We start from the raw sequence: 15,375 nt of genomic DNA, 5'->3' as shown, positions 1-15,375 counted from the left end.
GCCCCTCGGCCGGTCCCCCAAAAGGGCTCAGGGCGCGCCGGCAGGCTCTGTGCGACGGCGTCGGGCCCGTCGGGCCCCGGTCGTCCCTCCCGACTCCGTGGCGGACACGGCGAGTACGGCGAGCAGGGCGAGCGCGCCGGCCGGGGCGAGAACGGTCCAGGGGGCCAGTTCGGCGTAGGGCTGGTTCTCGGACAGCAGGCGGCCCCACTCCGGGGTGGGCGGCTGTTCGCCCAGGCCGAGGAAGCCGAGGGAGGCCAGGACGAGGACGGTGGTGGGCAGCCGTAGCAGGGCGTTGCGCAGGACGGCGGGCAGCACCGCGGGCAGCAGGTGACGGCGCAGCAGATACCGGGGGGCGGCGCCGAGCGAGACCGAGGCGAGCCAGTGGCCGCTCGCGCGTTCCTCCTCGGCCAACGCGGCGGTCTGTGCGGCGTACGGAGTCCAGCCCACCAGGCATACCGCAAGGGCCGCACCCCATGCAGACGGTCCGGTCACCGCCGTCGTCAGCAGTCCGGCGAGGACGGCCGGCAGCGTCGACATCACTTCGGTCAGGCCCGCGCTCGCTCGTGCCGCCATGCCGAGCAGCAGCCCGATGACGATGCTGACGGCCGTGACCGCGAGGGCGATGCCCGCCGTGCGCAGCGCTCCGTGGCCAAGCCGGGCCAGCAGGTCGCGGCCGAGGGAGTCCGTGCCCAGCGGATGCGCGGCCGAGGGCGGCAGCAGCCGGGCCGCCGTGTCCACCTGCAGCGGATCACGCAGCAGTCCCGCCACCACCAGGGTGAACAGGGCGAGGGCGCACAGTCCGGTGAGCCGGCGGAGGGAGCGTGGGCGCGCAAGGGCCGGTGGGTGCAGTGCGGGCAGGGCGCCGTCGCGCAGGGCGGGGCCGAGGAGGGCGCGTCGCAGGGCCTGGATGAGGAGGCCTGCGGCGACGCCGAGCAGGACGAGGGCCAGCGTCGCGGTCTGCAGCGGCGGCAGATCCTGGGCCATGGCGGCATCCAGGGCGAGCCCCCCGAGCCCCGGGATGTTGAAGATCTTCTCCACCGCGACCGCACCGCCGACCAGGGCGACGACCGTCGGCAGCAGCTGCGGGAGCACCCCGGACAGCGTGCGGCGCAGGGCATTGCGGGCGATGAGGCCGGGCGGGAACCCGGAGGCGTGCCAGGCCCGCGCCCAGGGTTCGTGGAAGGCGGCGGGCAGCGCCGGGGCGAGCATCCCGCCGATCATCGCCCCGGACGGCACGCCGAGCGCGAGCGCGGGCAGCACCATCGACGCCGGCCCCTCCCAGCCGCTGGAGGGGAACCAGCCCAGCCACACCCCGCACACCGTGGCGAGCAGCGAGGCCAGCAGGAACTTGGGCAGCGCGGCGAGAACAGCGGCCCCGGTGCCCGCCCGCCCCTGCCGCAGCCGTCGCCGCGACCCGAGATACAGGGTGCGGGCGCACACCAGCCCGGCGACCACCACGGTGACCACGAGCGCGCCCAGCATCAGCGTGACGGACACCCCGAAGGCGGACGACACCTCGGGCAGCACCGGTTCGCCCGACACCCAGGAGACGCCCGCGTCCCCGCGCGGCAGCCCGCCCAGCCAGTGCACGAGATGCGCGAGCGGCCCCTCGTCCAGGCCGAGTTGTTCGCGTACGGCGGTCAGCTGCGCCGGGGTCGGATCCTGGTCGGCTGAGCGCGCCCGCAGGACGGTCAGCGCGGGGTCGGTCCCGGACAGCCAGGGCAGCAGGGAGACGGCCGCCAGCAGCACGGTCCCGGCGACGGCCCGGCCGACCCCGGCACGAACCGCGGTGACGCTCATCGGCCGCTACTTCAGTCGCGTGTCGATGTCGACCAGCGAGCGCTCGTAGGGGTCGAGCAGCACACCCTCCACATCGGCGGCGATGCCCTGGACGACCTTCTCGTGGACGAGCGGCACGACGGCGTCGGTGCGCAGGATCTCCGCCTCGGCCCGCATGATCTTCTGACGCCGCCGGTCCGTGTCGCCTTCCTCGGCCGCCGACTTGATGGCCTGGTCGACCTTGGAGTCCTTCAGCCCGGCGATGTTGTAGACACCGTCACTCATGTAGTCGCTCGCGAGGTAGGCGACCGCGTCGCCGGTGTCGAGCAGGGTCACCCGGGAGAAGACCAGCGCGTCGTACTTGCCCGCGAGGAGGTCGGCCTCCATCTGCGTGTACTCGCGTACGTCCTGCTTGACCCTGAACCCGGCCTTCTCCAGCTGCTGCTGGAGGACGGTCGCGGCCTCGGGGAGTTCGGCGCGGTTGGTGTAGGTGGCCAGGCGCAGGGTCTTGCCCTTGGTCTTCGACGCGATCTGGGCGGTGGTCGCGGCCTTGGCGCGTCCGGTCACCGCCACCCGGTCGTCGGCGGCCCAGGAGACGGCGGGCCCGAACAGGCCCTTGGCGGGGTCGGCGTAGCCGCTGAAGACCGAGTCGACGAGGGCGCCGCCGTCCACGGCCTCGCGGGCGGCGGCACGCAGCGTCGGGTCGGTGAACATGCCGCTGCCGGTGTTGAGGACCAGACTGTCGGTCCGTACGGAGGGCACTTCGTGGCGGGTGTTCTGGTCGAGGAGCTTCGCCTGGGAGGTGGGAATCCACTCGGCGATGTCGACGTCGCCGCTGCGCAGGGCGTTGGCGCGGGCGGTGCCGTCGGCGATCCAGCTCACGTCGATGCCGGACGCCTTGGCCTTGCCGCCCCAGTAGCCGTCGTAACGGTCGAGCGTGGCCTTGGTCTTGCCGGTCAGCTTGGTGATCTCGAAGGGGCCGGTTCCGGTGCCGACCGGGCTCACGGTGCCGTCCTTCGCGTACGCCTTGGCCGAGAGGATGGCCAGCGCGGGGCTGGCGAGTCGCAGCGGGAGCACGGGGTCGGCGGTCTTGGTGGTGATGGTGACCGTGTCGGCGTCCTCGGCCTTCGCGGTCAGGGTCACATCGCTGAGGACCCGGGGCTTGGTTTCGGCCTCGTTCGCGTGGTCGAGCGCGCTGACGACCGATGCGGCGGTGACGTCGGTGCCGTCCTGGAAGGTGGCCTTGCGCAGCTCGAAGGTCCAGGTGGTGTCGTTGACCTGCTTCCAGGACCTGGCGAGTGCGGGCGCGGCGGTGCCGTCCTTGCCCAGCGCGGTGAGGCCTTCGGCCACGGAGAGCTTGCTCAGCACGGTGGCGTCATTGCTGTACGGCGACAGCGCCTGCACCGGCGGCACGGCGAGGGCGACCCGCAGCCGGGCGTCCGATGCGCCCTTGGCGTCCGAACCCCCCTCGCTCGAGGCGAAACAGCCGGCCAGCAACGGGGTGAGAGCGAGTGCCGCGATAAGGCTGCGGGAGGCGGTGGTGCGCATGTGGATCAATATATAAGGCAAGGCTTACCAACATTCACTCAGGTCGGTGAATTCTCAACTAATGAGATCGTTCCGAAACACAGTCGCGCCTCCTCCCGTGCGGGAGGAGGCGCGACAGCGTGACGTCGCCCTGGTTCTTCAGCCCTTGGCCAGGGTGACGTCCTGCTGCAACTGGGCGTGGAAGTGTGGCATCAGGGGCAGTCCGCCCCAGGGGCGCAGCTCCATCAGCGTGACCTCGACCTTGGCCTTGCCGGCCTTGAGCGAGCGCGGCGCGGGCTTGCCGGTGTTCTCCCAGCGGTGCTTGGCGCCGTCGCACACGGCATGGGTGCCGCCGATGGCGTAACGGACCGTCACGGATCCGAGGCTGTCGGAGGAACTGGCCCCCTGGCCGACGTTGGAGCTGACGAAGACCGGGCCGACGTTGTTGCGGCAGCGGTAGGTGCCGGAGATCTTGACGGTCCCGTCGGCGGCGATCCGCGCGGTCTTGTCGACCGTCACCATTTCCTTGGTGTCGGCGGGAGCGGGCGGGGCGGCGGGGGCGGACGGAGCGGCGGCCAGCAGGAGCAGCGCGGCGCCTGTTGAGGCGAGGACGGCGGGAACAGGACGTACGGGCATGGCAGGAACTCCCGAATGAAACGGAATGCAGGTTTCCACATCTAATTCCACCGGTACGTCCTCAGGCGTGACCTCACCCCTTCGGTGGCGAGTCCGCGCCGACCGTCGTGGAACCGTCCGGGTGTTGTCCGCGTGTTGTCACGCTTGGCGGCGGGCTGTTCCGCTCACTTCACAGCCGGAGCATGGTCTGTCCATAGGGATCGTCCAAGGACGGCCCGACCGATGTGGAGGTACACCATGTGTTCTCACCAGACTTCGTGCCCCTCGGCCGACAGCAACGCCCCACACATCGTCGCCGCCCACCCCGAGCAGGGCTGGAACCTGCTGTGCGACGGCGCGATCGTCTTCGACGACACCGGTGAACTGCTCCCCGACGGCCGCGTCGTGGCCCCGCACCGGGTGCCGGCCTCGCGCCTGGCCGTCGCCGCCTGACCGGCCCCTACGGCAGTACGGCGAACCCGTCGAGCTCGATCAGCGCCTGTACGTCCCACAGGCGTACGACCTCCACGACCGCCATCGCCGGATAGTCCCGCCCGGCCAACCGGCGCCAGATGCCGCCCACTTCGGCGGCGTGGGCGCGGTACGCGGCGACATCCGTGGCGTAGACGGTGACGCGGGCCAGGTCGGACGGGGTGCCGCCCGCGGCGTGCAGGGCTGTCAGCAGGTTGGTGAGAGCCTGCTCGAACTGGACCGGGAGGGTGGAGCCGGTGACCTTGCCGTCGGCGTCGAGGGCGGTCTGGCCCGCCAGGAAGACGATGCGGGAGCCGGTGGCGACGACCGCGTGCGAGAAGCCGGTGGGCGGGGAGAGCTCGGGCGGATTGACTCGCTCGGCGGTCACGGGGCCTCTCCGATCGACGCGTACAACTCCTTGGCGATGATGCCCCGTTGGACCTCGCTCGCGCCCTCGTAGATACGTGGGGCTCGCACCTCGCGATAGAGGTGTTCGAGCAGGTGACCACGGCGCAGGGCGCGGGCACCGTGCAGCTGGACGGCCGTGTCGACGACGTACTGCGCGGTCTCGGTGGCCAGCAGCTTCGCCATCGCCGCGCGCTTCGGGACGTCCGGGGCGCCCTGGTCGTACGCCGTCGCCGCCGCGTACACCATGAGCCGGGCCGCCTCCGTGCGCAGCGCCATCTCGGCGACCTGGTGGGCGACGGTCTGCAGATCCCTCAACTTGCCTCCGAAGGCGTCCCGTCCGGCGGTGTGGGCGAGGGTGGCGTCCAGGGCGGCCTGCGCCATGCCGACCGCGAAGGCGCCGACGCTGGGCCGGAAGAGGTTCAAGGTGCCCATCGCTACGCGGAAGCCGCGGTCGACCTCACCGAGCACGTCGTCCGCGGTGACCGGCACGGCATCGAAGACCAGGCTGCCGATGGGGTGCGGGGACAGCATCTCCAGGGCGGCGCCGGTGAGGCCGGGACGGTCTGCGGGCACGAGGAAAGCGGTGACACCGCGGGCGCCGGTGCCGGGGGTGGTACGCGCGAAGACGGTGTAGCAGTCGGCCTCGGGGGCGTTGGAGATCCAGCACTTCTCGCCGGTGAGCCGCCATTGGGAGGGACCGTCGGGGGCGGCGAGGGGTGATTCGCCGAGGTCGGCGGCGGGTGAGCCGTCCGGTCGGGCGGCCTCCGGCTCCGCCTCCGCCCGCAGCGCCAGCGCCCCCGCGTCCGACCCCGCCCCCGGCTCGCTCAACGCGAAGGCGGCAACCGCCGTGCCCTCGCTCACCCGGGGCAGCCAGCGGGCGCGCTGGGCCGGGGTGCCGTAGGCGTGGACGGGGTGGGCGCCGAGGCCCTGGAGGGCGAGGGCGGTCTCGGCCTCGGTGCAGGCGTACGCGAGGGACGCGCGCATCAGGCAGAGGTCGACCGCGCCGGAGGTGAACAGCCGCTCCAGCAGCCCCAGTCGGCCCAGCTCCGCCACGAGCGCACGGTTGACCCGGCCCGGCTCGCCCTTCTCCGCGAGCGGGCGCAGCCGTTCGGCGGCCAGCGTGCGCAGCTCGGCACACCAGGCGATCTGTCGCGGTTCGAGTGAGAATGCGGACATCGCCGGTCCCCTCTCCCGTTCGTCTCCACCGACGGTATCGCGCACCGTTGACTGCCGTCACCAACACGATACGCTCGTTTGGCGAGCCCACCACCACGCCCACCACGGCAAGGGGGCGAACCGCCATGGACAACCCGGACGCCGACGTCACCGCGCGGCCGACGACCTCGGCCCACGTCGACTCCTTCGCACGCGAGCACCTGCCGCCGCCCGACCAGTGGCCCGAGCTCCGCTTCGATCTGCCGGAGCTGCGTTACCCCGATCGGCTGAACTGCGCCGCCGAACTGCTCGCCGGGCCGGACGACGACCGGCCGGCGTTCCACACGCCGAACGGCGACACATGGTCGTACGGCACACTGCGCGCCCGCGTCGACCGGCTCGCGCATCTGCTCACCGGTGACCTGGGCGTCGTGCCCGGCAATCGTGTCCTGTTGCGCGGCCCCACCACTCCCTGGCTGGCCGCCTGCTGGCTGGCGGTGCTGAAGGCGGGCGCGGTCGCGGTGACCGTGCTGGCCCAGCAGCGTCCGCACGAGCTGAGGACCATGTGCGAGATCGCCGAGGTGCGGCACGCGCTGTGCGACATCCGGGCCGTGGACGACCTCGCCAAGGCCGAGATTCCGGGGCTGCGCATCACGACGTACGGCGGCAACGCCCCGGACGACCTGCTGCACCGCACGGCGCCCGACACGCCGTACACCGCCGTGGACACCGCCGCCGACGACGTGGCGCTGATCGCCTTCACCTCCGGCACCACCGGCCGCCCCAAGGGGTGCATGCACTTCCACCGGGATGTGCTCGCGATAGCGGACACCTTCTCGAAGCATGTGCTGCGCCCACATGTGGGCGATGTCTTCGCCGGCAGTCCCCCACTCGGCTTCACCTTCGGGCTCGGCGGTCTGGTGATCTTCCCGATGCGGGTCGGCGCGAGCGCGCTGCTGCTCGAACAGGCGGGCCCCAAGCAACTGTTGCCCGCGATCGCCGAGCACCGCGTCTCGGTGCTGTTCACCGCGCCGACGGCCTACCGCGCGATGCTCGACGAGCTCGACTCGTACGACATCTCCTCGCTGCGCCGCTGTGTCTCCGCCGGCGAGAACCTGCCCGCCGCCACCTGGCGGGCCTGGCACGAGCGCACCGGGCTGCGGATCATCAACGGCATCGGCGCCACCGAGCTGCTGCACATCTTCATCTCGGCGGCCGACGAGCACATCAGGCCCGGGACGACGGGAGTTCCCGTACCGGGGTGGCACGCGCGCGTGGTCGACGAGAACGGTGCGGAGCGGCCCGACGGCGAGCCGGGGCTGCTCGCGGTGCGCGGGCCGGTCGGCTGCCGGTATCTCGCCGACCCGCGGCAGCGGGAGTATGTGCGGGGCGGCTGGAACATCACGGGTGACACCTACGTCCGCGAGGTTGACGGCTACCTCCGCTATGTCGCCCGCGCGGACGACATGATCATCTCGGCCGGTTACAACATCGCGGGACCCGAGGTGGAGGACGCGCTGCTGCGCCACCCGGATGTGCTGGAGGCGGCCGTCGTGGGGCGGACCGACGAGGCGCGCGGACAGGTCGTGGTGGCGTACGCCGTGCTCAGGGAGGGCGCGCGGCGGGACGCCGAGGCGCTGCGCAACTTCGTGAAGGCGGAGCTCGCGCCCTACAAGTGTCCACGCGAGGTCGTCTTCCTGGACGCGCTGCCGCGCACGGCGACCGGCAAACTCCAGCGCTTTAGGCTGCGCGCCGAGGGTGACCGGGACTTGGGGCGGCGCACCGAAGGTGACCAGCGGTGATATCGACGACCTAAGATGATCAACGTGTCCGACCAGCATGCTCCACGGTCCCTGATCGTCACGCTCTACGGCGCGTACGGCCGCTTCATGCCCGGCCCGGTGCCCGTCGCCGAGCTGATCCGGCTGCTCGCCGCGGTGGGCGTGGACGCGCCCTCCGTACGCTCGTCGGTGTCACGGCTGAAACGGCGCGGGCTGCTGGTACCGGCCCGTACGACGCAGGGCGCGGCGGGGTACGAACTGTCGCCTGACGCCCGCCAGTTGCTCGACGACGGCGACCGGCGCATCTACGCCACCACGGCGCCCGAGGACACCGGCTGGGTGCTCGCCGTGTTCTCGGTGCCTGAGTCGGAGCGGCAGAAGCGGCATGTGCTGCGCTCACGGCTGGCCGGTCTCGGCTTCGGCACCGCGGCCCCGGGGGTGTGGATCGCCCCGGCCCGGCTGTACGAGGAGGCCCGGCACACCCTCCAGCGGCTGTGGCTCGACCCGTACGTCGACTTCTTCCGCGGCGACCACCTCGGCTACGCGCCGACCGCGGAGGCGGTCGCCCGCTGGTGGGACCTGGCCGCGATCGCCAAGCAGCACGAGGCGTTCCTCGACCGCCACGCGCGCGTGCTGCACGACTGGGAGCAACGGGCGGACACCCCGCCCGAGGAGGCCTACCGCGACTATCTGCTCGCCCTGGACTCCTGGCGCCATCTCCCCTACGCCGACCCGGGACTGCCCGCACACCTGCTCCCCGCCGAGTGGCCGGGCGCCCGCTCCGCGGCGGTGTTCCGGGGCCTGCACGAGCGGCTGCGGGACGCGGGAGCCGGCTTCGCGGACGTGTGACCTCACCCACGGAATTGTGTGATCCCACCCACATCATGCGTCACTAATGGAACCCTTAGGCTGTTCTATCGCTCTTCTCAAAGTTCTTACCTAGCGTCCACTCAGCACGCCGGGTAGGGAAAGAGGATGCTGACGCATGACCACCACGGCAAGGGCTCAGGGAGCCACCGTCTGGCTCACCGGGCTGCCGAGTGCGGGCAAGACGACGATCGCCCGGCATCTCGGCGAGCGACTGAAGGCCGAGGGACATCGCGTGGAAGTCCTCGACGGCGACGAGATAAGGCGTTTCCTCTCCGCCGGCCTGGGCTTCTCCCGAGAGGACCGCAACACGAACGTGCAACGCATCGGCCTGGTCTCCGAGATCCTCGCCCGCAACGGAGTGCTCTCGGTCGTCCCGGTGATCGCGCCGTACGCCGACAGCCGCGAGGCCGTGCGGGGGCGGCACGACGCGAGCGACACCCCGTACATCGAGGTGCATGTCGCCACCCCGGTCGAGGTGTGCAGCGAGCGGGACGTGAAGGGCCTGTACGCCAGGCAGGCCGCGGGCGAGCTGACCGGGCTGACCGGCGTCGACGACCCGTACGAACCGCCCACGGACGCGGCGCTGGTGCTGCCGACGCAGGACCAGACGCCCCAGGAGTCCGCGGACGCGGTGTACGCGGTGCTGGCGGAGCGGGGGCTGGTGTGACCGGGTTCAGCCTCTCTCACCTCGACGCCCTGGAGTCCGAGGGCGTGCACATCTTCCGTGAGGTGGCGGGCGAGTTCGAGCGGCCGGTGATCCTGTTCTCCGGCGGCAAGGACTCCATCGTCATGCTGCATCTGGCGCTGAAGGCGTTCGCCCCCGCGGCGATCCCCTTCTCGCTGCTGCACGTGGACACCGGGCACAACTTCCCCGAGGTCCTCGACTATCGGGACCGTGTGGTGGCCGCACATGGGCTGCGGCTGCATGTCGCGTCCGTGCAGGACTACATCGACCGGGGTGTGCTGCGCGAACGTCCCGACAGGACGCGGAATCCGCTGCAGACGCTGCCGCTGACCGAGAAGATCCAGGCGGAGAAGTTCGATGCCGTCTTCGGCGGCGGGCGGCGGGACGAGGAGAAGGCCCGCGCCAAGGAGCGGGTGTTCTCACTGCGGGACGAGTTCTCGCAGTGGGACCCGCGCCGCCAGCGCCCCGAGCTGTGGAACCTCTACAACGGCCGCCACGCACCCGGCGAGCACGTGCGCGTCTTCCCGCTGTCCAACTGGACCGAGCTGGACGTGTGGCAGTACATCGCCCGCGAAGGCATCGAGCTGCCGGAGATCTACTTCGCGCATCACCGTGAGGTGTTCCAGCGGGCCGGCATGTGGCTGACCGCCGGTGAGTGGGGCGGGCCTCGCGCCAGTGAGGTCGTCGAGAAGCGGCGGGTCCGGTACCGCACCGTCGGCGACATGTCCTGCACCGGCGCCGTCGACTCCGACGCCGACACCATCGAGAAGGTCATCGCCGAGATCGCCGCGTCCCGGCTCACCGAGCGCGGCGCCACCCGCGCCGACGACAAGCTCTCCGAGGCCGCGATGGAAGACCGTAAGCGCGAGGGGTACTTCTGAGCATGAGCACCACCATCGACACCCTGCGTTTCGCCACGGCGGGCTCGGTCGACGACGGCAAGTCCACGCTCGTCGGACGGCTGCTGCACGACTCCAAGTCGATCCTCACGGATCAGCTGGAGGCCGTCGAGCACGCCTCCCGCAACCGCGGCCAGGACGCCCCCGACCTCGCCCTCCTCACGGACGGCCTGCGCGCCGAGCGCGAGCAGGGCATCACCATCGACGTGGCCTACCGCTACTTCGCCACGCCCAAGCGCCGCTTCATCCTCGCCGACACCCCTGGCCATGTGCAGTACACCCGCAACATGGTCACCGGCGCCTCCACCGCCGAGCTGGCGATCATCCTGATCGACGCGCGCAACGGTGTCGTCGAGCAGACCCGCCGCCATGCCGCCGTGGCCGCTCTGCTGCGCGTCCCGCACGTGGTCCTCGCCGTCAACAAGATGGACCTCGTCGGGTACGAGGAGAAGGAGTTCGAGCGCATCGTCGAGGACTTCGCGGGCCACGCCGCCGAGCTTGGCCTGCCCGGTTTCACGCCGATCCCGGTCTCGGCGCTCGTCGGCGACAACGTGGTGGACCGCTCGGCGCACATGGACTGGTACCGGGGTCCGGCTCTGCTGGAGTTCCTGGAGCACGTGCCGGTCGGCACCGACCCCGCCGACGCCCCGGCCCGCTTCCCCGTCCAGTACGTCATCCGGGACGACGAAGTCCGCCACTACGCCGGGCAGTTGGTGTCGGGCTCGCTGCGGGTCGGCGACCGAGTCACGATCCACCCCTCCGGCGAGATCTCGGAGATCACCGGCATCGACGTCCTCGGAGTCGCTCACGACACGGCCCGCGCGCCGCAGTCGATCAGCATCCGCCTGGCCGACCAGCGCGATGTCTCGCGGGGCGACATGATCACCGCCGGGGTCGATGTCCCGGCGCTCACGAAGGACGTCCGGGCGGCCGTGTGCCATCTGGCCGACCGACCGCTGCGAGTTGGCGACCGGGCCCTGGTCCGGCACACGACCCGGACCGTGAAGGCGATCGTCAAGGACCTCGGTGGGGCAGGTGAGTTGAGCGCCAACGACCTGGGCCGCATCAACCTGCGCACCGCCGAGCCGCTCGCGCTCGACGACTACGCGGTGTCGCGGCGGACCGGCGCGTTCATCCTGATCGACCCGGCGGACGGCGCGACGCTGACCGCGGGGATGGTCGAGCTGTAGCCGACCGGCACCTACGCGCCCTCAAGTGCCCAGCGTCAGACGGGGCTTGGGGGCGTCCGTGCGTCCGGCCTGCGGACGGCGGCTGCCCGCCCGGTACGGTGCCGGCCAGACGACGCCGGGACCGTCGTAGCCCTGCTCGGCCGCCGCGTGCAGCGTCCAGTGCGGGTCGTAGAGGTGGGGGCGGGCGAGCGCGCACAGGTCCGTGCGCCCGGCCAGGATCAGCGAGTTGACGTCGTCCCAGGAGGAGATCGCGCCGACGGCGATCACCGGGATGCCGGTCTCGTGGCGGATGCGGTCGGCGTACGGCGTCTGGTACGACCGCCCGAACTCCGGCCGCTCCTCGGCGACGACCTGCCCGGTCGACACGTCGATCGCGTCGGCGCCGTGCGCGGCGAAGGCGCGGGCGATCGCCACGGCCTGCTCGCCGCTGGTGCCGCCCTCGGCCCAGTCGGTGGCCGAGATCCGGACGGTCATGGGCCGTTCCTCGGGCCACACTCCCCGTACGGCGTCGAAGACTTCCAGCGGGAAGCGGAGCCGTTTCGCGAGGGTGCCGCCGTAGACGTCGGTGCGGTGGTTGGTCAGCGGGGAGAGGAAGCCGGAGAGCAAGTAGCCGTGGGCGCAGTGCAGTTCGAGGAGGTCGAAGCCTGCGCGGGCGGCACGCCAGGCGGCGGCCGTGAACTGCTCGCGGATGTCGGTGAGTTGGGCGCGGGTCAGCTCGCGGGGAGTCTGGCTCTGTGGTTTGTACGGCATCGGGGACGCGGCCACGAGCGGCCAGTTGCCGTCCTCCAAGGGCTCGTCCATGCCCTCCCACATCAGCTTGGTCGAGCCCTTGCGTCCGGAGTGGCCGAGCTGGACGCCGATCGCGGTGCCGGGCGCCTGGGCGTGCACGAACTCGGTGATCCGTTTCCAGGACTCGGCCTGCTTGCCCGTGTAGAGGCCGGTGCAGCCCGGGGTGATCCTGCCCTCCGCGCTCACGCACACCATCTCGGTCATCACCAGAGCGGCGCCGCCGAGGGCCCGTGCGCCCAGGTGGACGAGGTGGAAGTCGCCGGGGACGCCGTCGACGGCCGAGTACATGTCCATCGGCGACACCACGACCCGGTTGCGCAACGTCAGGCCGCGCAGCCGGAACGGGGTGAACATCGGGGGCGTACCGGGCGGGCAGCCGAACTCGCGCTCCACGGACTCGGTGAAGTGGGCGTCGCGCAGCCGCAGGTTGTCATGGGTGACACGGCGGCTGCGGGTGAGCAGGTTGAAGGCGAACTGGCGGGGCGGCTGGTCGAGATAGCGGGCGATGTTCTCGAACCACTCCAGACTGGCGCGGGCGGCACGCTGGGTGGAGGCGACGACGGGGCGCCGCTCCTCCTCGTAGGCCTCCAACGCGCGCTCCAGCGTGGGCTGCTCCTCCAGGCAGGCCGCCAGTGCCAGGGCGTCCTCCACGGCGAGCTTGGTGCCGGAGCCGATGGAGAAGTGGGCGGTGTGGGCGGCGTCGCCCAGCAACACCACGTTCCCGTGCGACCAGCGTTCATTGACCACCGTGCGGAACGTGGTCCACGCCGACTTGTTGGACCTCAACGGGCGACCGCCGAGCGCTTCCGAGAAGATCTTGGAGCAGCGTTCGACGGACTCGTGGTCGTCGAGGTCCGCGAAGCCTGCTGCCTGCCAGACCGCTTCATGCATCTCGATGATCACGGTGGACGCGTCGGACGCGTACGGGTAGCCGTGGAGTTGCATCACGCCGTGTTCGGTTTCGGCGATCTCGAAACGGAAGGCGTCGAAGGCGAAGTCGGCTGCCAGCCAGATGTAGCGGCAGTGGTGGGTGGCCACATGTGGGCGGAACACATGGGAGTAGGCCTCGCGGGTGGTGCTGTGCACACCGTCGGCGGCGATGACGAGGTCGTATGTCTCCGCCAGCCAGGCCGGGTAGGGGGCTTCTGCGCGGAAGCGGAGGTCGATGCCGAGGGTGCGGCAGCGTTCGTGCAGGACTTCCAGGAGCCGCTTTCTGCCGAGGGCGGCGAAACCGTGTCCTCCGGAGGTGTGGCGGGTGCCTCGGTGGACGATGTCGATGTCGTCCCAGCGGATGAAGTGTTTTTGGAGGGCCTCGTAGACCACTGGGTCGGCGTGTTCGATGCCGCCGAGGGTTTCGTCGGAGAGGACTACTCCGAAGCCGAAGGTGTCGTTGGGGGCGTTGCGTTCCCAGACGGTGACTTCGCGGGAGGGGTCGAGGCGTTTGAGCAACGCCGCTGCGTAGAGGCCGCCGGGGCCTCCGCCGACGATCGCCACTCGTAGGGGGTGGTTGGTCTTGTCTGGCGGCTGCGGGTTCGTCGTGGCTGGTCGCGCAGTTCCCCGCGCCCCTGACGTTGGCACGATCACCGCCCCCTCCATTTGGGAGGGCGCTTTTCCTTGAACGCCGCATGGAACTCTGCGTAGTCGTCGCCGTTCATCAGCAGGGCCTGCGTCGAGGCGTCCAGCTCGATCGAGGCGGCGAGTGGCATGTCCAGTTCGGCGGTGAGGAGGGCCTTCGTCTGGGCGTACGCCAGCGCGGGGCCCTCCGCCAGGCGGCGGGCCAGTGCCTGGGCCGCCTCGTCTGCTCGACCCTCGTCCGTCAGTTCGCTGATCAGGCCGATACGCTCGGCCTCGGGGGCCCTGACCGGCTCGCCCAGCATGAGCAGGCGGGTCGCGTGACCGAGGCCGACGACCCTCGGCAGCAGATAGGCCGCGCCCATGTCGCCGCCGGACAGGCCGACGCGGGTGAAGAGGAAGGCGAAGCGGGCGCTGGGGTCGGCGACGCGGAAGTCGGCGGCCAGGGCGAGGACCGCGCCGGCGCCGGCGGCCACGCCGTGCACGGCCGCGATCACCGGGAACGGGCACTCGCGCACGGCACGGACCACCTGCCCGGTCATCCGGTTGAAGTCGAGCAGCTGGGCGGTGTCCATGGCGAGGGTGGCGCCGATGATCTCGTCGACGTCGCCGCCGGAGCAGAAGCCGCGTCCCTCACCGGCCAGCACCAGCGCGCGGACCGCCCGCTCCCGGGACAGCTCGGCGAGCAGGTCGCGCAGGTCGGCGTAGGCACCGAAGGTGAGGGCGTTGAGTTTCTCGGGTCGGGCGAGGGTGACGGTGGCGACACCGTCGGTGAACTCGACCCGCAGGTGCTGCCAGTCGGAGGTGCGGGCGGCCGAGCCGGTGAAGGGACTCATGACGTGGGGCCTCCTCGGGCGACGTTGCCTCACGGGGCTCTGCCCTTCGAAGTTATCACTCATATGTGACTGTCGTCATGAGGGCGCGATAGAGGAGGCGGCACTGTAGTTGTTACGGGTAACCGGCCTCTGTCACATCCGTCACGGGACAGCACGGATCGACGACAGCGCGGTAACGGCGGGAGCAGCCACGGTGGGCGGACCGTTGAGAGGGGAAAGCCGCTCGATACCGGGGCCGAAGGTCCCGTGCGGCGCCCGTCGAGCGACTCTGCCGGTGGGCGCCGTACCATTCATATGGTTGAAAGCAGGACAGCCTGCTCAAGAACGGAACCGCCTTGTACGAACGCCCCTCCGCTTCCGCCTCCTGGCGCATCGCGCTGCCGCACACCGCCGCGGCGGTGCCCGTGGCCCGCGCACTGGTCCGTACGGCGCTGGCCGAGCTGGCGCACGGGGCCGACTGCGACACCGCGGAACTGCTCACGGCCGAGCTGGTCGCCAACGCCGTCGAGCACACCGCAGGGAGCAGTCCGATAGAGCTTGTCGTGGAGCTGCTGCCGAGCGGCTGCCAGGTCGAGGTGCACGACCCGGACCCGGCACCGCCGGGCAACCTCACCCGTCCCGTCAAGGGAGACCCCGACCCCTGGCAGGAACACGGCCGCGGCCTGCTCCTCATCCGAGCCCTCAGCTCGTCCTGCGGCCACCGCCCGACGGACTCCGGCAAGGCGGTGTGGTTCAGGCTGCCGACGGTGCCGACACAACGCCGCCCTGTGTGACCCACCCCAGGGGCGCGGGGAACTG

14 protein-coding genes are annotated in these 15,375 nt (G+C 71.2%); 7 read left to right on the top strand and 7 right to left on the bottom strand.

The features are described 5' to 3' along the window. Nucleotides 1-27: 27 nt before the first annotated feature. The 3 genes from QQY66_RS38455 to QQY66_RS38445 all read right to left on the bottom strand — a co-directional run bounded on the left by QQY66_RS38455 (nucleotide 28) and on the right by QQY66_RS38445 (nucleotide 3,942). The gene (locus tag QQY66_RS38455) at nucleotides 28-1,800 is read right to left on the bottom strand and encodes an ABC transporter permease subunit (RefSeq protein ID WP_301984989.1); all 1,773 of its coding nucleotides are present in this window, start codon (nucleotides 1,798-1,800) and stop codon (nucleotides 28-30) included. 6 nt (nucleotides 1,801-1,806) lie between these two features. Next, complete coding sequence (locus tag QQY66_RS38450; protein ID WP_301984988.1) at nucleotides 1,807-3,327, bottom strand: ABC transporter substrate-binding protein; 1,521 nt, start codon at nucleotides 3,325-3,327, stop codon at nucleotides 1,807-1,809. Nucleotides 3,328-3,465: 138 nt separating this feature from the next. Beyond that, complete coding sequence (locus QQY66_RS38445) at nucleotides 3,466-3,942, bottom strand: DUF6299 family protein (RefSeq protein WP_301984987.1); 477 nt, start codon at nucleotides 3,940-3,942, stop codon at nucleotides 3,466-3,468. A gap of 237 nt (nucleotides 3,943-4,179) precedes the next feature. Between QQY66_RS38445 and QQY66_RS38440 the strand changes: the two genes are divergently transcribed. Beyond that, the gene (locus QQY66_RS38440) at nucleotides 4,180-4,374 is read left to right on the top strand and encodes a DUF5999 family protein (RefSeq protein WP_301984985.1); all 195 of its coding nucleotides are present in this window, start codon (nucleotides 4,180-4,182) and stop codon (nucleotides 4,372-4,374) included. A 7-nt stretch (nucleotides 4,375-4,381) separates the two neighbouring features. Here QQY66_RS38440 and QQY66_RS38435 read toward each other — a convergent pair whose 3' ends face one another. Both QQY66_RS38435 and QQY66_RS38430 read right to left on the bottom strand, forming a co-directional pair. Further along, the gene (locus QQY66_RS38435) at nucleotides 4,382-4,780 is read right to left on the bottom strand and encodes a RidA family protein (RefSeq protein WP_301984984.1); all 399 of its coding nucleotides are present in this window, start codon (nucleotides 4,778-4,780) and stop codon (nucleotides 4,382-4,384) included. Next, on the bottom strand, nucleotides 4,777-5,976 hold the full coding sequence (locus QQY66_RS38430) for an acyl-CoA dehydrogenase family protein (RefSeq protein ID WP_301984983.1): 1,200 nt from the start codon (nucleotides 5,974-5,976) through the stop codon (nucleotides 4,777-4,779). The genes QQY66_RS38435 and QQY66_RS38430 overlap by 4 nt, the downstream gene beginning before the upstream one ends. 125 nt (nucleotides 5,977-6,101) lie before the next feature. Here QQY66_RS38430 and QQY66_RS38425 point away from each other — a divergent pair, with 125 nt between their 5' ends. From QQY66_RS38425 to QQY66_RS38405, 5 genes are all read left to right on the top strand, one after another. Further along, complete coding sequence (locus tag QQY66_RS38425) at nucleotides 6,102-7,757, top strand: AMP-binding protein (protein WP_301984982.1); 1,656 nt, start codon at nucleotides 6,102-6,104, stop codon at nucleotides 7,755-7,757. Nucleotides 7,758-7,772: 15 nt separating this feature from the next. Further along, nucleotides 7,773-8,585: a PaaX family transcriptional regulator C-terminal domain-containing protein gene (locus QQY66_RS38420; protein WP_301984980.1), complete on the top strand. Its 813-nt coding sequence runs from the start codon at nucleotides 7,773-7,775 to the stop codon at nucleotides 8,583-8,585. Nucleotides 8,586-8,721: 136 nt separating this feature from the next. Beyond that, on the top strand, nucleotides 8,722-9,273 hold the full coding sequence (gene cysC / locus QQY66_RS38415) for an adenylyl-sulfate kinase (RefSeq protein WP_301984978.1): 552 nt from the start codon (nucleotides 8,722-8,724) through the stop codon (nucleotides 9,271-9,273). Next, entirely contained in the window at nucleotides 9,270-10,172 is a 903-nt protein-coding gene (gene cysD, locus QQY66_RS38410) for a sulfate adenylyltransferase subunit CysD (RefSeq protein ID WP_301984977.1), read from the top strand. The genes cysC and cysD overlap by 4 nt, the downstream gene beginning before the upstream one ends. A gap of 2 nt (nucleotides 10,173-10,174) precedes the next feature. Then, nucleotides 10,175-11,380, top strand: a complete 1,206-nt coding sequence (locus QQY66_RS38405) for a sulfate adenylyltransferase subunit 1 (RefSeq protein WP_301984976.1) — start codon at nucleotides 10,175-10,177, stop codon at nucleotides 11,378-11,380. Nucleotides 11,381-11,401: 21 nt separating this feature from the next. Here the strand turns inward: QQY66_RS38405 and QQY66_RS38400 are convergent, their stop codons facing one another. Together QQY66_RS38400 and QQY66_RS38395 are read right to left on the bottom strand one after the other, a co-directional pair. Next, a complete protein-coding gene (locus QQY66_RS38400; RefSeq protein ID WP_301984975.1) occupies nucleotides 11,402-13,765 on the bottom strand; it encodes a bifunctional salicylyl-CoA 5-hydroxylase/oxidoreductase in 2,364 nt (787 codons plus the stop codon). Beyond that, nucleotides 13,750-14,577 (bottom strand): enoyl-CoA hydratase family protein, encoded by an 828-nt coding sequence (locus QQY66_RS38395; protein WP_301984973.1) that lies wholly within the window; start codon nucleotides 14,575-14,577, stop codon nucleotides 13,750-13,752. The genes QQY66_RS38400 and QQY66_RS38395 overlap by 16 nt, the downstream gene beginning before the upstream one ends. Nucleotides 14,578-14,912: 335 nt before the next feature. Between QQY66_RS38395 and QQY66_RS38390 the strand changes: the two genes are divergently transcribed. Continuing rightward, nucleotides 14,913-15,350 carry an ATP-binding protein gene (locus QQY66_RS38390; RefSeq protein ID WP_301984971.1) on the top strand — a complete coding sequence of 146 codons (438 nt, stop codon included), beginning with the start codon at nucleotides 14,913-14,915 and terminating at the stop codon, nucleotides 15,348-15,350. Nucleotides 15,351-15,375: the final 25 nt, after the last annotated feature.

Source organism: Streptomyces sp. DG2A-72, assembly GCF_030499575.1.
Classification (GTDB): Bacteria; Actinomycetota; Actinomycetes; order Streptomycetales; family Streptomycetaceae; genus Streptomyces.
Note: the sequence above shows the minus strand (reverse complement) of the source record. Positions and strands in the feature narration are given on the sequence as shown.